Genomic DNA, 17,739 nt, shown 5'->3' with positions numbered 1-17,739 from the left:
TGAGTGAGAAACAGTGTTAGAACACTGTTTCTCACTCACGACCAGCTTCAGCGGATGGTTACGGCAGGCCCGCGAGCCCGGCCGACACCGTGTTGGCGAACGCGTACCCGTTCGACGCGTCCCAGTTGATCGACCACGTCATCGCGCCGCGGATGGCCGGGTACGTCGCCGACGGCTTGAACGAGCCGCACGACGTCCCCTTCGCCAGGCAGTTCAGCGCCGACACCGTGTTGGCCGGGGCCTGGTACCCGCCGCCCGCCGCCTGCGACGACGCCGGGAGGCCCAGACCCACCTGGTCCGCCCGCAGGCCGCCCTGGAGCTGGATGCACGCCAGCGCCGTCAGGAAGTCGACTGTGCCCTGGGCGTACACGCTGCCGTTGCAGCCCAGCATCGTGCCGGAGTTGTAGTACTGCATGTTGACGACCGTCAGGATGTCCTTGATGCCCAGCGCCAGCTGGAAGTAGCCACCCTGGGTGCTCTGCATGTCGATCGTCTGCGGCGCCATCGTGATGACCTTGCCGCCGCCGTTGTAGATGCTGCGCAGCGCCTGGCCCATGTACGTCGCGTTGATGCCGTTCTCGAGGTCGATGTCGACGCCGTCGAAGCCGTAGTTCGAGATCAGCGACTTGATCGAGTTGGCGAAGTTGTTGGCCGACGAGGAGTCGCTCACGCTGATCGTGCCGTTCTGGCCGCCGACCGAGATGATGACCCGCTGGCCGCGCGCCTGGACCGTCTTGATGTCGGCCTTGAACTGCGCGTCCGTGTAGCCGCCGAGCTGCGACGACAGGCCCGAGTCGAGCGTGAAGCTCACCGCGCCCGGCGTGCCCGTCGCGTCCGCGAACGACACCGCGATGATGTTGTACTTCGTCGGGACGTCGGCCAGCTTCAACGCCTTGGCGCCGTTGTAGAAGTTCTGCCAGTAGCCGGTCAGGACGTGCTTCGGCAGGTCACCCTGGGTCGGCGGCGGCGTGGTCGTCGTCGGCGGGGTGGTCGTGGTGGGCGGCGTCGTCGGCGTGGTCGGCGTCGTCGGCGGCGGGGTGCCCGGGCCGTCGAGGTTGACGTCGTCGGCGTAGTACGTCGGCTGGCCGTACCAGCCGTGCAGGTACACCGTCAGCGACGTGCTCGAGCCGGTCGTGAAGCTCAGCGAAAGCTGCGAGTAGCCGCTGGTGCCCGGCGTCCAGGTGCTGGTCGTCGCCGAACCGGAAACGCCCAGGTAGACGTAGCTGCCCTGGACCCACGCCGAGAGCTTGTACGCCGTGTTCGCCGAGACGGTGAGCGTCTGCGAGCACTGCGCGTTGTCCGACGACGTCGGCGTCACGTTCAGGGCGCGGCTCCCGCTGTGGACCGGGGTGCTCACCGCGGTCGGCGTGGACGTGCACGTCCAGCCCGAGGTGCCGGCTTCGAAGCCGGGGTTGGCGAGGATGTTGGCCGCCGAGGCGCTCCCGGCGAGGACGAATGTCACGCCGAGACACAGCGCGACCGCGGAAAGTAACGATAGCAGAGCCAGACGGGCTTTGGGGACCACGGGGCGACCTCCACTGGTCGTGAGGCAGGTCACCACAAAATGGACTAGACCAATCTGATTGTCAAGGAGCCCCATCCGAAAGTCGGGGTGGCGGAAACGGCAGAATGAGACGATCGGAACCAGGCGAAGCAGGAGCGTGTTGCAGTGAGCGTGTCGGTCGAGCAGAGGATCGCCGAAGAACTGGGCGTGCGCGAAGGACAGGTCAAGGCCACCGTCGAGCTGCTCGACGGCGGTTCGACCGTCCCGTTCATCGCGCGGTACCGCAAGGAAGTCACCGGCATGCTCGACGACGCGCAGCTGCGCACGCTCGAAGAGCGGCTGCGCTACCTGCGGGAACTCGACGAGCGGCGGCTCGCGGTGCTCGAATCCATCCGCAGCCAGGGCAAGCTCGACGAAGCCCTCGAGGCGTCGATCCTCGCGGCGGACACGAAGTCGCGGCTGGAGGACATCTACCTCCCCTACAAGCCGAAGCGCCGCACGAAGGCGATGATCGCGCGCGAAGCGGGGCTCGAGCCGCTGGCCGACGGCCTGCTGAACGATCCGACCACGGACCCGCAGGCCGCGGCGGCAGTGTTCGTCGACGCGGACAAGGGCGTCGCGGACGCGCAGGCGGCGCTCGACGGTGCCCGTTCGATCCTCGTCGAGCGCTTCGCCGAGGACGCCGACCTCATCGGTGACCTGCGCGAGAAGATGTGGGGCCAGGGCCACCTGGTCGCCAAGGTCCGCTCCGGCAAGGAGGAGGAAGGGGCGAAGTTCTCCGACTACTTCGACTTCTCCGAGCCCTACACCAAGCTCCCCTCGCACCGGATCCTCGCGATGCTGCGCGGCGAGAAGGAAGAGGTCCTCGACCTCACGATGTCGCCGGACGAGCCCACCGACGAGCCGCAGGTCGGGCCGACCCAGTACGAGACGCGCATCGCCGCGAAGTTCGGCGTCACCAACGAGGGCCGCCCGGGCGACAAGTGGCTCAACGACACCGTGCGCTGGGCGTGGCGCACCAAGATCCTCCTGCACCTGGGCATCGACCTGCGGATGCGGCTGCGCCAGGCGGCCGAGGACGACGCCGTGCGCGTGTTCGCGGCCAACCTGCGCGACCTGCTGCTGGCCGCGCCGGCCGGCACCCGCGCCACGATGGGCCTCGACCCGGGCTTCCGCACCGGCGTCAAGGTGGCCGTCGTGGATGCGACCGGCAAGGTCGTCGACACCCACGTCATCTACCCGCACCAGCCGGCGAACAAGTGGGACCAGTCGATCGCCGAGCTGGCGGCGCTGTGCGCCCGGCACCAGGTCGACCTGATCTCGATCGGCAACGGCACGGCGTCGCGCGAGACGGACAAGCTCGCCATCGAGCTGATCAAGAAGCACCCCGAGCTGAAGCTGACGAAGGCGATCGTGTCCGAAGCGGGCGCGTCGGTGTACTCGGCGTCGGCGTTCGCTTCGGCCGAGCTGCCGAACATGGACGTTTCGCTGCGCGGCGCGGTCTCGATCGCCCGGCGGCTGCAGGACCCCCTGGCCGAGCTGGTGAAGATCGACCCGAAGTCGATCGGCGTCGGGCAGTACCAGCACGACCTTTCCGAGGTTTCGCTGTCGCGCTCGCTCGACGCGGTGGTCGAAGACTGCGTGAACGCGGTCGGCGTCGACGTCAACACGGCGTCCGCGCCGCTGCTGACTCGCGTCTCGGGCATCACGACGGGACTGGCGGAGAACATCGTCTCCCACCGCGACACGAACGGGCCGTTCCGTTCCCGGACGGCGCTGAAGGAGGTCGCGCGGCTCGGGCCCAAGGCGTTCGAGCAGTGCGCGGGCTTCCTGCGCATCCCGGACGGCGACGACCCGCTCGACTCGTCGTCGGTGCACCCGGAGGCGTACCCGGTGGTGCGGCGGATCCTGTCTTCCACCGGAACCGACCTGCGCTCGCTGATCGGCAACACGCGGACGCTGTCGTCTCTTCGTCCCGCGGAGTTCGTGGACGAGACGTTCGGCCTCCCGACGGTGACGGACATCCTGGCCGAGCTGGACAAGCCGGGCCGCGACCCCCGCCCGGCGTTCAAGACGGCGACGTTCGCGGAGGGCGTGGACAAGATCGGCGACCTCAAGCCGGGGATGCGCCTGGAGGGCGTGGTGACGAACGTGGCGGCGTTCGGAGCGTTCATCGACGTCGGCGTGCACCAGGACGGGCTCGCACACGTTTCGGCGCTGTCGAAGAACTTCGTGAAGGATCCTCGGGAGGTTGTGAAGCCTGGGGACATCGTGAAGGTGAAGGTGCTGGATGTCGATGTGCCGCGGAAGCGGATTTCGCTGACGCTGCGGTTGGACGATGAGCCGGGTGCTCCGTCCGGTAACCGCGGTGGCGGTGGTGGCGGCGGTCGTGACCGGGGCCAGGGTGGCGGCGGTGGCGGTCAGCGCCGGGGTGGTTCCGGTGGCGGCGGTCAGCGTAGCGGCTCCGGTGGCGGTGGCGGCCGGGGTGGCAACTCCGGCTCCGGCTCGGGCTCTGGCGGCAGCGGCTCGATGGCGGACGCGCTGCGGCGGGCCGGGTTCGGCAAGTAGGCCAACGCGAAAGGCCGCCTCTCCGGAGGCGGCCTTTCGTCGTTCAGGCGGCCGGCGGGCCGGGTTCGGCAGGTAGAAGCTCGGTTACCCACAGGCCGGCGGCGTTGTGGACAACTCCGCCCGCCAGCGGGCTTTCCGCCGGTTTCGTCAGGGAGCGGCGATAAACTGGACCCGGGACGTTCCCCCTGGGTGTGGCGGGGGCGCGGCCGGTCCCTGCCGACCACGCTCCGGAAACCGTCCCGGCGTGACCGAGGAGCGAGCCACCTACGTTGCGCTGATGAACACAGGCAATGGCAACGGGGAGGCCGCTCGGCGGGTGGGATCGACTACTGATCGCGAACCGCTGGCGGGCCGCAGCGGCGGTCGAGGCCGCGGCGGCAACGCAGGAAACAGTTGCTCACCACCCACTGACACCAGCGGTGTTGCAACCGCCGCCGGAAACCGCCGAGCGGCGCGGGCGCGGCCGGTCCCGGTTCGCCGCCAGCCTCAGGCCGGTTTCGACCAGGAGCCAGCCGAGGCGTTGCCGTCGCGTTAACTCACGCCGAGGGCGATTCACTCGGGCCGCGACCCGTCTCAGTTCGGTCTCCCGTTCGCGGACCACGTCTTCCGCCAGCAGAAAATGCACCACGTTCGTCCCCCTCATTCGGACTTCGATGTGCCGGGTTCCTCCGGTCGCGCTTGCCACGGGAACGCCGACCAGTGCGCGATCACGTTGTGGTCGCCCGGCCGCGCGTCCCGGCGGTAGCGGTTGATCACCTCGTCGATCTCGTCGCTCATCGCGCCCGCTTCCTCGGGCGTGAGGGACAACCTCGCGTCGCCGAAAACGGCCTTGTCGCGCCACTGCTCGACCCACTGCGGCAGCTCGCTGAGGAACTGCGCCTCCGCCTGGTAGCGCTGCTCGACCACGGCCCGCAGGAAGCTCTCCAAGGGAGCCGCGAGATCCGGGTCGTCGATGAAGTCGGCGGCCCGCATCCGCGTTGCCTTCTGCGCCGAGCGCCACCAGCGTTCGCGCTTGTTGCCGCGCTCGGTGTCCTCCTCCACCAGACCGGCCTCGGCCAGCAGGCGCAGGTGCCAGCTGGTGGTCCCGGAGCTTTCCCCGACCCGCTTCCCCAGCCCGGTCGCGGTGGCGGGGCCGTCCGCCTGCAGCAGGTCGATCATGCGCATCCGCAGCGGGTGGGCCAGCGCCCGGAGCATCCGCGCGTCGATCGGGCGTGACGACTCGGTCCGGCGATCCCTGGTCATGCCGACCAGACTAGACCGCAGAGACCTCTTTGCAAAGCATCCTCTGCGATCAGTTTCACCCGCACTGCAGCGTGCACCGCGCGCGGTCGAAGCGGCCTGCCTCGAGGTCGTCGGCCCGGATCATCCAGTACAGCATTCCGGCGTCGCCCCAGATCATGTCGGCTTCGTCGTCGGTGTCGATCTGGGCGAGCAGCACCCAGCGCGCCGCCTCTTCGACCCGCCGTGGGTCCCGGTAGTCGCCCAGGACCTCCGCGGCGATCTCGTTCTCCACCGCGCCCTGCACGGGCGCGGCGAACCCGCCGAGCTGATGCTCCCGGCCTCCCCCGCGGGCCGTCGCAACCAGTTCGCCGAACACATCGGTGCCCGGGAAGTCGGGAGGGCCATCCGCCGCCTCGGCGAGGGACTCCCCGTTCGAAATCCTGGTCTGGTCGAGCAGGATGTGCTCCCGCTCCGGCGCCGTGGCCACGACCTCGCCGAACAGGTCCCGGGCCGGGTAGGGGTCGAGACCTTCGGGTGCCTCCCGTTCGACGACCGGCACCCCCGCCGGCACGAACACCACCCGGCTGCCCTCGACGTCTTCGAGCAACGGCGAGTCGTCGGATTCCCGGCGGAACCCGTCGAAGTAGAAGAACAACAGCGTGCCCGCCTCGGGCAGCGGGATGCTCAGGAACTCACGGGGCAGCGCCGCGCAGTCCAACGCGGCCAGGAAGTCGAGCGGTCCCCGCCCGGGCCACTCGGGCCACGCCAGCTCCTCGGGCAGGGCCGGAGCGCCGCCGATCCGTCCCACGCGCGGCCCCGCACCGGCGGGAACCAGCCGGATGCCCGGCCGGAACAGCTCGGCCCACTTCGCCGCCACCTCGGCGGGCAGCTGTTCGCGGGCGAGGGCGCTGAGTCGATCTCTCCAGGACATCACGGCCACATCGTGGCAGGGGGCACCGACAAAACGGCTCAGCGCAGCGCCGCCAGCCCCACCGCGAACAGCACCGCCGGCACCACCGCGGCCGCCGAGCTGATCAGGCCGGTCCCGCCTCGCCACCCCGTCGGGGACGCGTCGAGGACCAGCCGACGCACCAATGCTGCCTCCACGACCGCCGCCAGCAGGAACCCGAAGCCCACGTTGAAGATCGCCGCCGCGCCGACGAAGAACAGGCCCGACGTCGATGCCGCGCCCAGCGGGGCCGCGATCTCCCACCGGACCAGCCCCGCCGACACCGCGAGCAGCGCCAGCAGCAGCACGAATGCCACCAGGAAGCCGATCCGCGCGGTCGTCTGGTGCTGGGCGTGCGCGAACCACCAGAACCCCGCGTCGAGCGCCGCCACGACCGCGGCGAGCACCAGGAACCCGGCACGGAACGTCAGCACCCGATCACCCTAGCGAGGCGGGACCTGGCTCATGATCGCGGTCGTGTGGCCGTCGGGGTCGGTGAAGAACGCCATCCACTCCTCCACGCCGGACTCGTGCCGGAAGATCAGGTGCGGCGCGCCCAGGAACTCGACGCCGCGCCCCAGCAGTTCGTCGTAGGCCGCGTCGATGTCCGGGACGCTGAAGTACAGCACCGACTCCGCGCCCTTCGTTTCACCCGCCGTCAGGAACAGCCGGACGCCGTCGCAGTCGAAGAACGCCAAGTCTCCGAACGTGTACAAGTGCGAGAGGCCGAGCACGCCGCCGTAGAACGCCTTCGCCCGGCCGAGGTCGGTGACCGTCCGCGAAACCTGCCCGATCGGTCCCAGCACCGCCGCCTCCTCACCCGTCCGGCCCGCGAGCGCGCTGTCCGCCGGGGCACCGCGCCACGCACGCAGCTCGGCCCGCCCGGCCAGGCCGAGCTTGCGGACGGCGTTGCCGACGTGGAACTTGACGGCGTCCCGGCTGGTGCCGCGCCGCCGCGCGATCTCGCCGTTGGTCAGGCCGTGGCGGACCGCGTCGACCACCCGCCACTCTGCGGGGGTCAGCCGGTCGGGGTGCCGTGGCCTGCCGCGCTCGCCCACGCGCCGACGATAGCCCCGGAACCGCCGAATTACCCTCCCCCGGCGAACCGCACCTCGACGCTGCCCAGCGCGCCGGAACCCGAAGCCGACAGTGAAGATCGACGTCGAGTCTGCAAAACGGCTCGCCGTCGAAGGCTTATCCAAACGGCAGCGCGACGCCCTCCTGCACACCAGGCCAGCTACAACCACGAGCAGCGCCGGGTGAGAAGGACCGAGCATCCAGGGGCCGATCCGCGCGATCGCCTGGTACTGAGCGCGCGAACCATCAAAATCGCGTCAGGCATCAGGACCGCCGCAGCAAGAACCAGGAATCAACTACCAAAAGTTGCCGTTCAATCACTCTAGTGCGACGACGTACTGCATACCGAGTTGTTGCATCCAGGCAGACGTCAGCGACTGAAGGATGACCCCACCCACTCAGAGACAGGCACCTGTTGATGGCACCAGGATCACCGCACCGGCGACGTACGCTCACAATCTCCGCTTCCATCGCGGCCTCGGCGGTCATTCTCACTGTCATCGTGGTCCTGATCAATCACTCTCTCGAAGAGAACGACTCATACAGCAGCATCGCGGCGACGCTAATCGCAATCGGTACGACGATCTTCGCGGTAATGGCGTACCTTCGGCGACGCGAGCCTGTCCTGCAGCTCGATCAGGAAGCCGACTCGTTGGTCGGCGATCTACTGGAACAGTGGGCGAAAGAGATCCGCGACCGTCGCCAGCGCTTCGGCGGCTCCCAGGCCATCCCGCTGTGCTGGGCAGCCGCGCGAACCGGAGCCGTCCGACTCAAGCTCGACGGCAAGCTGACCGGCAACCCGGACGACGCCGCCGACACACTCGCTCGCGAATTCGAGCGAATTCCGGGAAGGCGACTTGTCGTGCTAGGCGAACCCGGTTCGGGCAAGACGTTTCTCTCGATCATGCTCACCGTCGGCCTGCTCCGACGGGCCAGTACCGGCATTCCGGTGCCTGTGTTCTTGTCCATGTCGTCTTGGGACCCGGTCACGGAATCGCTTGATGACTGGCTGGTGCGCTCCCTCGCCGCCGGCCACTACGGCGGACAAGAACGGATCCCTCGCAGCTTGCTCACCCGCCAGCTACTTCTGCCGATACTCGACGGACTGGACGAGTTGCCGCAGCACCTGCGGCGCCGCGCAATCGGCCGAATCAACGATACGCTGGACGGAAACCGGCCGATCGTCATGACCTGCCGGTCGGTGGAATACGCCGATGAACTGGCCGGCGGTGCGCCGGCATTGCTGCGAGCTCCCGTCGTCGAGATCCAGCCGGTCGCACAGTCCGACATCCTCGCCGAACTGACGGGAAACCCGGCCTGGCAAGCCGTCGCCACCGACATCACCAGGAATCCGACTAGTCCGATCGCAGCAGCCTTGAGCACACCGCTCATGCTGTCGCTCTTCAAAGTGGCCTATGATCAGGAGGATCCAGCCGAATTGCTCGACGCCACCACCTTCGGCAGCCGTCACGCGGTCGAGGACCAGCTGATCGACCTGCTCGTGGAAGCGGTATACCAGGTCGAATCGCCGGGTCGGTCCTGGTGGAGACGGCGGTGGTCGGCGGATCGGTCACGCGCCTGGTTGACATATTTGGCGCGTTACATGCACGCCCACGGAGAACGCGACTTCGCCTGGTGGCGGTTGGCCGACCGGACACTCTCACCTTGGACGGCCTCGGTCATCGGCGTGGCCGCCGGGATCTCGATGTTCTTCCTCGCGTTCTTGGTCAACGCGGCCGTACTGCCGGACCTAACCCACTACGACCAGGACCCGGTGACCCAGGTGATGTACTCGCCACCTGCGGTGGGGATCATCTTCGGAATCGTGGTTAGCGCATTGTGGCTCGCGGGCGCCCGCCGAGCTCCGGACAGCAGCGGACCTCTTACTCACAGTCAGAAGTCCGGACTCGCAAGAGGCGCTATCACCGGCGGTCTCCTCGTCCTGTTTCCTGGTCTGCTGCTGTGGTCGATCTCCTTCAACTCCGCGAACCTCACCGATCAAGTGGTGGTGACGCAGACCGCTCTCGCAGGAGCCCTGCTCGCGCTCTCCCTCGTAGCCGCACTCGCCGTGGGAATGCATGAACTGATCACCTCACGCACCGCACAACAAACCCGTCCGGACCCGAATTCCCTGCTGAGGCAGGACCGTCGATCCACCCTCGTCGCCGCGCTGGCAACGGGTCTGGTCTCCGGGACGGCAAGCGTCCTGGCCGCCACCGGCGCCGCCGCGTTGGCGGGCTACCTCGGCCAGCGGATTGCCTTGACTCTCGACCTGCCGACGGTGGTGGAACTGCACCTTCCACCGGTGGAAGAACACGTCCCATGGAGGCTCACCCGAGAAAACCTGCCCGTCCTCATCGTCGCGAGCATCTTCCTCGCCATCCTCTTCGCAGTCGCGGTATTGACAACCCGAGCTTGGCCGCGCTTTTTCGTCGCGCGGTTCCGCCTGGCTTCAATGGACGCGTTGCCCTGGACGCTGCTGACATTCTTGGAGGATGCTCGGAAACGCGGCTTGCTTCGGGTCGCCGGAGGCACGTACCAATTCTGGCACGTCCGACTACAGGAACGACTTGTCAATACGGCCGCTGCGCCGCGCCAGGCCCGGCGACGTCAGGCGCCATACATCATCGCCGCAACGGCCTTACTGCTGATCCCCGCAGCTGTTTTTGTCTTGTCACAGGAACCACCCGCCTGCGGTTCATCGGGCAGCGAAACCGCAGACAAACGCATGAGCCGAATGGTAGTCGGCGATATTTCCGCGTGTTACGTAATTCTGAAAGACAACGAATGGCCAGACCTGTCCGGGGACCCGACAGACCGCGCCGCGGAAATCCAGATCAAATCAGGTCGGCAAGTCGGCAAAGGTTCGTACGATCAAGCCGCCGTCCTCGGCCACTTCGACCAGCTCGCGCCAGGACAGTGGCACGAGGTTCTCGAAGGAATGATCGCCGCACAAAGCGCCGACAAGCGACCACTGACAATAAAGTTGATCTACTCCACCACCGGCACCCTCGGACCGAGCGATGCCAACAGACTATCGGTCCACTTTCTCAGTTATCAGGACTACAACGAAAGCTTGCCGCTCAGTGGAATTACCCTCGAGAGGGGCGGTTCGTCGATCACGGCCCGCACCAGCACATACACACCACTGGTACTGGGCGTGCAACCCATTGACTTTCCACAGCAGGTGCACGACTACGTCGAGAGCACCATCGCAGATTGGACCCACGTTGAAGTGTCGGAGTTGCAGAAGCCGGACAATTTGGACCTTCGGAACGGTGTCACTGACGACGAGTGCGAATCGCTCAAGCGCGAGCGTGAAACGTCGACGCTTTGGCGTTTCGACTTGCGCACGACACAAGTGAGCCCTGAGCTACTCAAACGCATCGGCCAGTGCGGAAACGTCGCAGTTCTACTGAATGAAGATCAGACAGCGGCGTATCGAGAACTGCAGCAGGAACTGCCCACGGTGTCGTTACTGCACGTCAGCGACGAGTCAGCAGCCATCGCTTCGTCGTGCGAGTTCAACCTTGGCAAACCAGTCCCGCTGCGCACCGCGACCTGCCTGGGTGTGCTGGCTGCAGGCAAGCGATTTGGAATATCCCTGAACCCTGTGGTCGTCAACTCGTGACCTTGCTCAGACAAACCGCGCTTCCACACTGCCCAGCGCACCGAAGTCGGCGACGACGTGCCCGCCGGCGCGGATCGGGCACGGCGGGGTCGCCGTCCCGGTCGTGACGACGTCGCCCGGGCGCAGGGAACGGCCGTGGCGGGCCAGCTCCATCGCCAGCCAGTGCAGTGCCAGCCGCGGGTCGCCGAGCACCAGGCTGCCGCTGCCGCGCGAGAACTGTTCGCCGTCGGCGTGCAGGACGACCGCCTGCCGCGGCAGCTCGAGGTCGCGCCAGCCCGGCACCGGCCGCCCCTCGACGAACCGGCCCGCGCACGCGACGTCGGCCAGCAGCTGCGGCCCGCCCGCGTGCTGGTGGTCGGTGTAGCGGCTGTCCGGCATCTCGAGGGCGAGGAACATCGTGTCGACGGCGTCGAGCACCGCGGTCAGCGACGGCGACGAGCCCGGATCGGCCTTGAGCCGGAAGGCGAACTCGGGTTCGGCGACGCCCATGGTCATCGTGTCGGCCGGCACCGGCTCGCCCTCGGCGTGGTGGAACCGCTCGAACATCACGCCCGGCAGCGGACCGGGGACGTCCAGGTACTGCCGGGCGTACGCGGTGGTCGCGGCGATCTTCCAGCCCGACACCGGGCCGGCCAGCTCGGCGAGCGCCGCCTGCGCGGCCATGCCCTCGGCGGCGTCGCCCGGGCGGGCGTCGTCCGGCAGCCCGTCGAGGCGTTTCCCGGTCCGCCACGCGTCCCAGATGAGTTCCGCCGCCCGCTCTCGGTTCACGCTCCTGATCTTGCCAACCGGAAGACCGGGTGTCGATCGGCTTCCGCGGCGAAGGCCTCGGCCGCGTCGCCGAGCTTCGCGTCGAAGAACGGCGCCGTCACCGGGATCTTGCGGACGTACGCGCGCAGGACCGGCCCGGCCGTCGCGGCGTCGGCCTCCTCGACCACCCACGTCTCGCGCGTGCGGCCGCGCCGCAGCCGGGCGGTCGCGCCGGCGCGCAGGTTGTGCACCCAGCCGACCTGCCCGTACGGCGAGACGAGCCAGCGGTCGCCGCCGACCTCGAGGACGTTGACCGGAGTGGTCCGGTCCACTCCGGTCCTGCGTCCCCGGGTGGTCAGCAGGTACCCGGTGCCGCCGGTGATCGGGATCCCCCGCTCCAGCAGCGCATTCACGACCACGTTCGCGGCTTTCCGCGTCACGCCGAGCCGGTACTTCCTGGCCATCACGGGTGCATAGCGTAGACCCCGGAGAGCTCGCGGACCCGCGTCCAGACGTTCTCGAAGCGCTCGGCGTCCACCACCGGCTTGCGCAGCGCGGCCAGGGCGATCGCCTGCTGGGCCTCGGTCGAGCTCGCCTTGCCGTTGAGGTCGACCGCCGCGGCGCTGAAGTCCTGCACCAGCACGGCGAAGATCTGGTCGACGACGCGCGCGTCCACGCCGGTGATCCGGGCCTGCTCCAGGATCAGCTGGCCGTACACGATGAGCGTGAACAGCTCGGTGAGCGCGAGCCCGAAGTCGAGGTCGGCCTGCTGCGCCTCGTCCGGCGCGGCCTCGGTGAGGAGCTTGACGAGGTAGCCGGCCTGCTCGGTGAACAGCGCGACGTTCGGGATGTGCGCGGCCTCGGCGTAGGCGGTCTTCCAGTCGTGGAAGCGGACCTTCGACAGGCCACGCGCCGGGCCCTGCCGGAAGAGGAACTCGTCGTCCGCGGCGTCGGTGCGGGTGCCGACCGGCGCGTACTCCTGCGGCGCGAAGAGGTAGGCGGGCATGAACTTCGCGATCAGCGCGAGGTTCACCGCCACCGTGCCTTCGAGCTTGGGCAGGCCGTCGATGTCGTTCTTGGACATCGCGAGGTACGTGCCGGCCTCGAAGCCCTTGGCCGCGACGACGTCGGCGACCAGGCCGATCACCTTCTGCGCCTCGGTCGTCACCTTCATCTTGGTGATCGGGTTGAAGAGCAGGTAGCGGCGGTCGTCGGCGTTGGCGCTGCGGAAGTAGTCGACGGCTCGGTCGGAGAACAGCTTCATCGCGGTCAGCCGCGCGTAGGCCTCGACGAACTCGCGGCGCACGTGCGGGAAGTTCGTCACGGGCTTGCCGTAGAGGACGCGGTTGTGCGCATGCGTGATGGCTTCGTACAGCGAGTGCGTCGCCATGCCGATGCCGCCGAAGCAGAGGTTGAACTTGCCGATGTTGACGGTGTTCAGCGCGGCGCTGAAGGCCTCGGCGCCGACGTGCAGGATGTCCTCGGCCCGCACCGGGTAGTCCTCGAGCCGGAACTCGGCGACGTACATCTGCGACGGCACGACGTTCTTCACGACGTGGTAGTTCGGGTGCTCGGAGTCGGCGTAGAAGAAGACGTACTGGTCCGGACCCTCGACGCCGTCGATGCGGCCGAAGACCGACACCGTGCGCGCGCAGTTGCCGTTGCCGATGTAGTACTTCGAGCCGGTGGCGCGGTAGCCGTCGCCGTCCTTCGTCAGCACCAGGTCCGACGAGTAGATGTCGGCGCCGTGGTCCTTTTCGGACAGTCCGAACGCGCCGACGCCACCCGCGTCGAGGGCGGCCGCCGCGCGCTTGCGGGCGACGTCGTTGCCGCTCTGCCACACCGGGCCGAGGCCGAGGATCGTGACCTGCCAGGGGTACCAGTAGTTCAAGCCGTAGAAACCGAGGATTTCCGACAGCGCGGCGACGCGGGCGGTGTCCCAGCGCTTGTCCGGATTGCCCTCGGCGTCGGCGGCCGGCGTCAGGAAGGTCGAGAACAGGCCTTCCTTGCCCGCGAACTCGAGGAAGTCCGCGTAGAAGGTGCGCGCGTGGTAGTCCTCGGCGAGCTTGGCCTTGCCACGCTGCTCGAACCAGTCGATGGTGGCCCGGAGCAGCCGGCGCGTTTCCGCGTCGAAGTGGGCCGGGTCGTACTCGTGCGGGTTCAGCAACATGGGTGAGCCTCCTCGATTACCGACCGGTAACTTAGCAAGCCCCCTAGAGTGCGGGCAATCTCACTGGGGGTACGTCACCCCGACCGGCTACACTGATCTTGCGGGCCGCTCAGTTCTGCCTCGGCCCGCTGCTGTTGTCGACTACCACGCGCCGCGGCCGAACACAGGTCTGCGCCGGGCAGGACAACCCTTCTCAGGTTATGGAGACCAGGGCGTCAAGGCGCCCGCATGCACTTATGAGCACCTTTGCTGAACTCGGCCTGCCCGCCACGCTCGTGGACTCGCTGGCCGCTCAGGGCGTTACCGAGCCCTTCCCCATCCAGGCGGCGACCCTGCCGCACACCCTCGCCGGGCGCGACGTGCTCGGCCGCGGCCGGACCGGCTCCGGCAAGACCTACGGCTTCGTGCTGCCCCTGCTGGCGCGCCTCTCGGCGGGCCCGACGCGGCGCAAGCCGGGCCGCCCGCGCGCGCTGATCCTGGCGCCGACCCGCGAGCTCGCGACGCAGATCGAGGCGTCCATCCTGCCGCTGGCCAAGCCGCTGGGTCTCAAGACGACCACCATCTTCGGCGGGGTCAGCGCGAACCCGCAGATCACGAAGCTGCGTGACGGCATCGACATCGTCGTCGCCTGCCCCGGCCGGCTCGCCGACCACATGCGCTCCGGGCACGTGAAGCTCGACGCCATCGAGATCACCGTCCTCGACGAGGCCGACCACATGGCCGACCTGGGCTTCCTGCCCGAGGTGCGCCGGATCATGGACGCCACGCCGTCGCGCGGGCAGCGGATGCTGTTCTCCGCGACCCTGGACAACGGCGTCGACGTGCTGGTCAAGCGCTTCATGAACGACCCGATCACGCACAGCGTCGACTCGGCGCAGTCGCCGGTCTCGACGATGGAGCACCACGTGCTGCACCTCGAGGAGACCCACCGGCTGCAGGTGCTGGTCGACCTGACGGCGGCTCCGGGCCGCACGCTGGTCTTCACGCGGACGAAGAGCCGCGCGAAGGCGCTGACGCGCAAGCTCGTGGCGTCCGGCGTCCCGGCGGTGGAGCTGCACGGCAACCTCGGCCAGAACGCGCGCACGCGCAACCTCGAGGCGTTCTCCTCGGGCGCGGCGAAGACGCTGGTCGCGACCGACATCGCGGCGCGGGGCATCCACGTCGACGACGTCCGGCTGGTCATCCACGCGGACCCGCCGGTCGAGCACAAGGCGTACCTGCACCGCTCGGGCCGCACGGCGCGCGCGGGCGCGTCCGGCACGGTCGTGACGCTGATGACGGACGCGCAGGTCCGCGACGTGCGCGACCTGACGCGCAAGGCCGGCATCAAGCCGACGACGACGCAGCTCGGCCCGGGTCACCCGCTGCTGGCGGAGCTGGCCCCGGGTGAGCGTTCGTTCACGGCGTCGCCGAAGCGGCCGCCGGTGGACAACCGGCCGAAGAAGGTTTCGGCGACCGGCGCGGCGCCGGGTTCGGGCCGCGGCCGGCGCGGCGCCCCCGGCACGCCGAAGGAGAACCGCGGCGGACAGCGGTCGCGGGCGAACGGCCAGGCGCGGCGCGAGGAGTCGCAGCAGCCGAGGTCGGACCGTCAGGGTTCGGGCCGGTCGGGAGCCGCTTCGGGCGGTTCGCGGCGGTCCGGTGCTCCGGCGGCTTCGGGCGGCGCTCGCCGTTCCGGCGCTCCCGCCGCCGCTTCGGGCGCCCGCCGGTCGGGCTCCGGCTCGAGCGGTGGCGCGGCGGCGTTCTCGTCCGGCACCCGCGCGGGCGGACGCCGGGGCCGCTGACCCGTCCCCTTCCGAACGAACGACGCGACCCCGGACTCCACGGTCCGGGGTCGCGTCGTCTCCGGGGCTCCACCAGGGGGGCGGGTCCCCGGGGCGCGTGCCATGCTCTCGTGATGGAAGACACTGACCTGGTGCAGACCGGCATCGGCCTGCTGGCGTCGGTCTACCGGCTTCGCCAGAACCTCGAAGACGGCGGCGAGCCCGGCACGAGCGGCTACCCCGAGCTGCTCGAAGGCGCGCTCGAGTACACCACGACGACCATCGACGAGCTGGCCCAGCGCCAGGAGGCGATCATGCGCGGGCTGCTGATGGGGTTCGTCAAGGTCGTCGAGGCCTACGAGCGGGAGAACCCCGGGCCGGACGTCCTGCAGCTGCTCCAGCAGCTCTCGCTCGAGATCGCGGTGGAGTGAGCTAGAGCGACGCGGTCAGCCCGCGGGCCCGCAGCACCGCGCGTTCCAGGGGGCGGAACACCAGCAGCTCGATCCCGATGCCGACCAGCAGGATCAGGAAGATCGCGGCGATCACCGTCTCGATGCTGTTCAGCGACGACCCCTGGTTCAGGTAGGCGCCGAGCCCGACGCCCAGTTGCGGCGACAACGCGATCAGCTCCGCGGCCATCAGCGAGCGCCACGAGAACGCCCAGCCCTGCTTCAGGCCCGCCAGGAACCCCGGCAGCGCCGCGGGCAGCAGGATGTGCCGCGCCGACGAGATCCGGTTCGCGCCCATCACCTGGCCGACGCGCGGCAGGATCGGCGGGATCTGGTCGATGCCGGAGACCAGGCCGTTGGCGATCGAGGGCACCGAACCGAGCAGGACGACGAAGTAGATCGCGCCGTCGTTGATGCCGAACCACAGGATCGCGGCCGGCACCCACGCCACCGACGGCAGGCTCTGCAGCCCGGTCAGCAGCGGCCCGATCGCCGCGCGCACCACGCGGACCTTCGCCACGACCAGGCCCAGCGGCGTGCCGATCACCACGCCGGCGAAGAAGCCGAGTGCGGCGCGGTGGACCGACGTCCAGACGAAGCCGAACACCTGGCCGTCGACGACGCGGCTCCAGAACTCGTCCCACACCGCGATGGGCGCGGGCAGCTGCGCTTCCGACCAGAACGCCGCCGCCCAGAGGACCTGCCAGACGACGATCAGCAGGACGAGCGCGCCGACGGGCGGCAGGAAGCCCCAGGCGAACCGCTTCCAGAAGCCCGGGCGGCGGTCGCCGGCCGGGGCGTCGAGCGAGTCCAGTCCGGCGCCGACCGCGTCCAGGTCGGCTTCCGCGGGCCGGTCAAGCTGCGGCATGGGTGCTGATCACCTCACGCAAGTGTCCCGTGATTTCTTCGGTGAGCTCCTCGGCGTCGGCCAGGGGCACGTCCGTCCACTCGCGCACGACCTTGCCCGGCCGCGACGACAGCAGGACGACGCGCTGCCCGAGCCGGACGGCCTCGCGCACGTCGTGGGTCACGAACAGCACCGACGTGCCGGTGCTGCGGTAGACGCGCAGCAGCTCGCCCTGCAGGACGTCGCGGGTGATGGCGTCGAGCGCGGCGAACGGCTCGTCCATCAGCAGCAGCGCCTGCTCCGGGTCGCCGCCGACGCGCAGGGTCGCGGCGAGCGCGCGGGCCAGCGCGACCCGCTGCCGCATTCCGCCGGACAGTTCGTGCGGCCGCTTGCCGCCCGCGTCGGCCAGCCGGACGAGCTCCAGCAGCTCGGCGGCCTTTTCGCGGCGCTCGGCGCGGCCGAAACCGGCCAGCCGCAGCGGCAGCTCCACGTTGCGGGCCGCGGTCAGCCACGGCATCAGCGCGGCCTCCTGGAACATGACCGCGGGCCGCGACGTGTTCAGCGTGATCTCCCCCGCCGACGGCGCGTCGAGCCCCGCGACCAGGTTCAGCAGCGTGCTCTTGCCGCAGCCGGACGCGCCGAGCAGGCAGACGAACTCGCCGGGCGCGACGGTGAGGTCGACGCCGTCGAGCGCGACGACCGCCCGGCCGGCCGGGCCGAACGTCTTGCGGACGCCGTCGAGCCGGACCGCGGTCGCGCCCGTGAAGCTGCTCCGGCCGGTCGGGAGGGTCGTGGTCATCGCAAGCTGCCTCTCGG

The 17,739-nt window shown here is 69.2% G+C and carries 14 protein-coding genes; 4 read left to right on the top strand and 10 right to left on the bottom strand.

The window, feature by feature from the left end; all coding sequences use genetic code 11:
* Positions 1-58: 58 nt before the first annotated feature.
* A complete protein-coding gene (locus QQ657_RS50925) occupies positions 59-1,525 on the bottom strand; it encodes a chitinase (RefSeq protein WP_284749681.1) in 1,467 nt (488 codons plus the stop codon).
* A 144-nt stretch (positions 1,526-1,669) separates the two neighbouring features.
* On the opposite strand from QQ657_RS50925, the gene QQ657_RS50920 reads away from it, so the two are divergent.
* Positions 1,670-4,072 carry a Tex family protein gene (locus QQ657_RS50920; RefSeq protein ID WP_284749680.1) on the top strand — a complete coding sequence of 801 codons (2,403 nt, stop codon included), beginning with the start codon at positions 1,670-1,672 and terminating at the stop codon, positions 4,070-4,072.
* Between the two features lie 639 nt (positions 4,073-4,711).
* On the opposite strand, the gene QQ657_RS50915 is transcribed toward QQ657_RS50920, so the two are convergent.
* The 4 genes from QQ657_RS50915 to QQ657_RS50900 are packed head-to-tail and all read right to left on the bottom strand — an operon-like array spanning position 4,712 to position 7,300.
* Entirely contained in the window at positions 4,712-5,314 is a 603-nt protein-coding gene (locus QQ657_RS50915) for an ArsR/SmtB family transcription factor (RefSeq protein WP_284749679.1), read from the bottom strand.
* Positions 5,315-5,369: 55 nt separating this feature from the next.
* Positions 5,370-6,224, bottom strand: a complete 855-nt coding sequence (locus tag QQ657_RS50910) for a YwqG family protein (RefSeq protein WP_284749678.1) — start codon at positions 6,222-6,224, stop codon at positions 5,370-5,372.
* A gap of 38 nt (positions 6,225-6,262) precedes the next feature.
* Complete coding sequence (locus QQ657_RS50905) at positions 6,263-6,676, bottom strand: hypothetical protein (protein WP_284749677.1); 414 nt, start codon at positions 6,674-6,676, stop codon at positions 6,263-6,265.
* Positions 6,677-6,685: 9 nt separating this feature from the next.
* Complete coding sequence (locus QQ657_RS50900; protein ID WP_284749676.1) at positions 6,686-7,300, bottom strand: VOC family protein; 615 nt, start codon at positions 7,298-7,300, stop codon at positions 6,686-6,688.
* A 521-nt stretch (positions 7,301-7,821) separates the two neighbouring features.
* Between QQ657_RS50900 and QQ657_RS50895 the strand changes: the two genes are divergently transcribed.
* Positions 7,822-10,950 carry an NACHT domain-containing protein gene (locus tag QQ657_RS50895; RefSeq protein ID WP_284749675.1) on the top strand — a complete coding sequence of 1,043 codons (3,129 nt, stop codon included), beginning with the start codon at positions 7,822-7,824 and terminating at the stop codon, positions 10,948-10,950.
* Positions 10,951-10,956: 6 nt separating this feature from the next.
* Here QQ657_RS50895 and QQ657_RS50890 read toward each other — a convergent pair whose 3' ends face one another.
* The 3 genes from QQ657_RS50890 to QQ657_RS50880 are packed head-to-tail and all read right to left on the bottom strand — an operon-like array spanning position 10,957 to position 13,867.
* Positions 10,957-11,718 (bottom strand): 2-keto-4-pentenoate hydratase, encoded by a 762-nt coding sequence (locus QQ657_RS50890; protein WP_284749674.1) that lies wholly within the window; start codon positions 11,716-11,718, stop codon positions 10,957-10,959.
* Positions 11,715-12,161 (bottom strand): nitroreductase family deazaflavin-dependent oxidoreductase, encoded by a 447-nt coding sequence (locus tag QQ657_RS50885; protein WP_284749673.1) that lies wholly within the window; start codon positions 12,159-12,161, stop codon positions 11,715-11,717. The genes QQ657_RS50890 and QQ657_RS50885 overlap by 4 nt, the downstream gene beginning before the upstream one ends.
* A complete protein-coding gene (locus tag QQ657_RS50880; protein WP_284749672.1) occupies positions 12,161-13,867 on the bottom strand; it encodes an acyl-CoA dehydrogenase family protein in 1,707 nt (568 codons plus the stop codon). Before QQ657_RS50880 ends, QQ657_RS50885 begins: the two co-directional genes overlap by 1 nt.
* 236 nt (positions 13,868-14,103) lie before the next feature.
* Here QQ657_RS50880 and QQ657_RS50875 point away from each other — a divergent pair, with 236 nt between their 5' ends.
* Entirely contained in the window at positions 14,104-15,648 is a 1,545-nt protein-coding gene (locus QQ657_RS50875) for a DEAD/DEAH box helicase (protein ID WP_284749671.1), read from the top strand.
* Positions 15,649-15,761: 113 nt separating this feature from the next.
* Positions 15,762-16,058 carry a hypothetical protein gene (locus QQ657_RS50870; protein ID WP_284749670.1) on the top strand — a complete coding sequence of 99 codons (297 nt, stop codon included), beginning with the start codon at positions 15,762-15,764 and terminating at the stop codon, positions 16,056-16,058.
* A 1-nt stretch (position 16,059) separates the two neighbouring features.
* Here the strand turns inward: QQ657_RS50870 and QQ657_RS50865 are convergent, their stop codons facing one another.
* Entirely contained in the window at positions 16,060-16,944 is an 885-nt protein-coding gene (locus tag QQ657_RS50865) for an ABC transporter permease (RefSeq protein WP_284749669.1), read from the bottom strand.
* Complete coding sequence (locus tag QQ657_RS50860) at positions 16,931-17,722, bottom strand: ABC transporter ATP-binding protein (protein ID WP_284749668.1); 792 nt, start codon at positions 17,720-17,722, stop codon at positions 16,931-16,933. Before QQ657_RS50860 ends, QQ657_RS50865 begins: the two co-directional genes overlap by 14 nt.
* Positions 17,723-17,739: the final 17 nt, after the last annotated feature.

The sequence above is a fragment of the Amycolatopsis ponsaeliensis genome (assembly GCF_030182635.1).
GTDB classification, from domain to species: domain Bacteria; phylum Actinomycetota; class Actinomycetes; order Mycobacteriales; family Pseudonocardiaceae; genus Amycolatopsis; species Amycolatopsis ponsaeliensis.
The sequence above is the reverse complement of the archived record's forward strand: the minus strand, read 5'-3'. Positions and strand labels throughout refer to the sequence as shown.

Bases quoted from the DNA above. Each gene is read 5' to 3' on its own strand.
- QQ657_RS50875 (WP_284749671.1), top strand. From the start codon at position 14,104: ATGAGCACCTTTGCTGAACTCGGCCTGCCCGCCACGCTCGTGGACTCG.
- QQ657_RS50860 (WP_284749668.1), bottom strand. From the start codon at position 17,722: ATGACCACGACCCTCCCGACCGGCCGGAGCAGCTTCACGGGCGCGACC.
- QQ657_RS50915 (WP_284749679.1), bottom strand. From the start codon at position 5,314: ATGACCAGGGATCGCCGGACCGAGTCGTCACGCCCGATCGACGCGCGG.
- QQ657_RS50870 (WP_284749670.1), top strand. From the start codon at position 15,762: ATGGAAGACACTGACCTGGTGCAGACCGGCATCGGCCTGCTGGCGTCG.
- QQ657_RS50885 (WP_284749673.1), bottom strand. From the start codon at position 12,161: ATGGCCAGGAAGTACCGGCTCGGCGTGACGCGGAAAGCCGCGAACGTG.
- QQ657_RS50910 (WP_284749678.1), bottom strand. From the start codon at position 6,224: ATGTCCTGGAGAGATCGACTCAGCGCCCTCGCCCGCGAACAGCTGCCC.
- QQ657_RS50880 (WP_284749672.1), bottom strand. From the start codon at position 13,867: ATGTTGCTGAACCCGCACGAGTACGACCCGGCCCACTTCGACGCGGAA.
- QQ657_RS50865 (WP_284749669.1), bottom strand. From the start codon at position 16,944: ATGCCGCAGCTTGACCGGCCCGCGGAAGCCGACCTGGACGCGGTCGGC.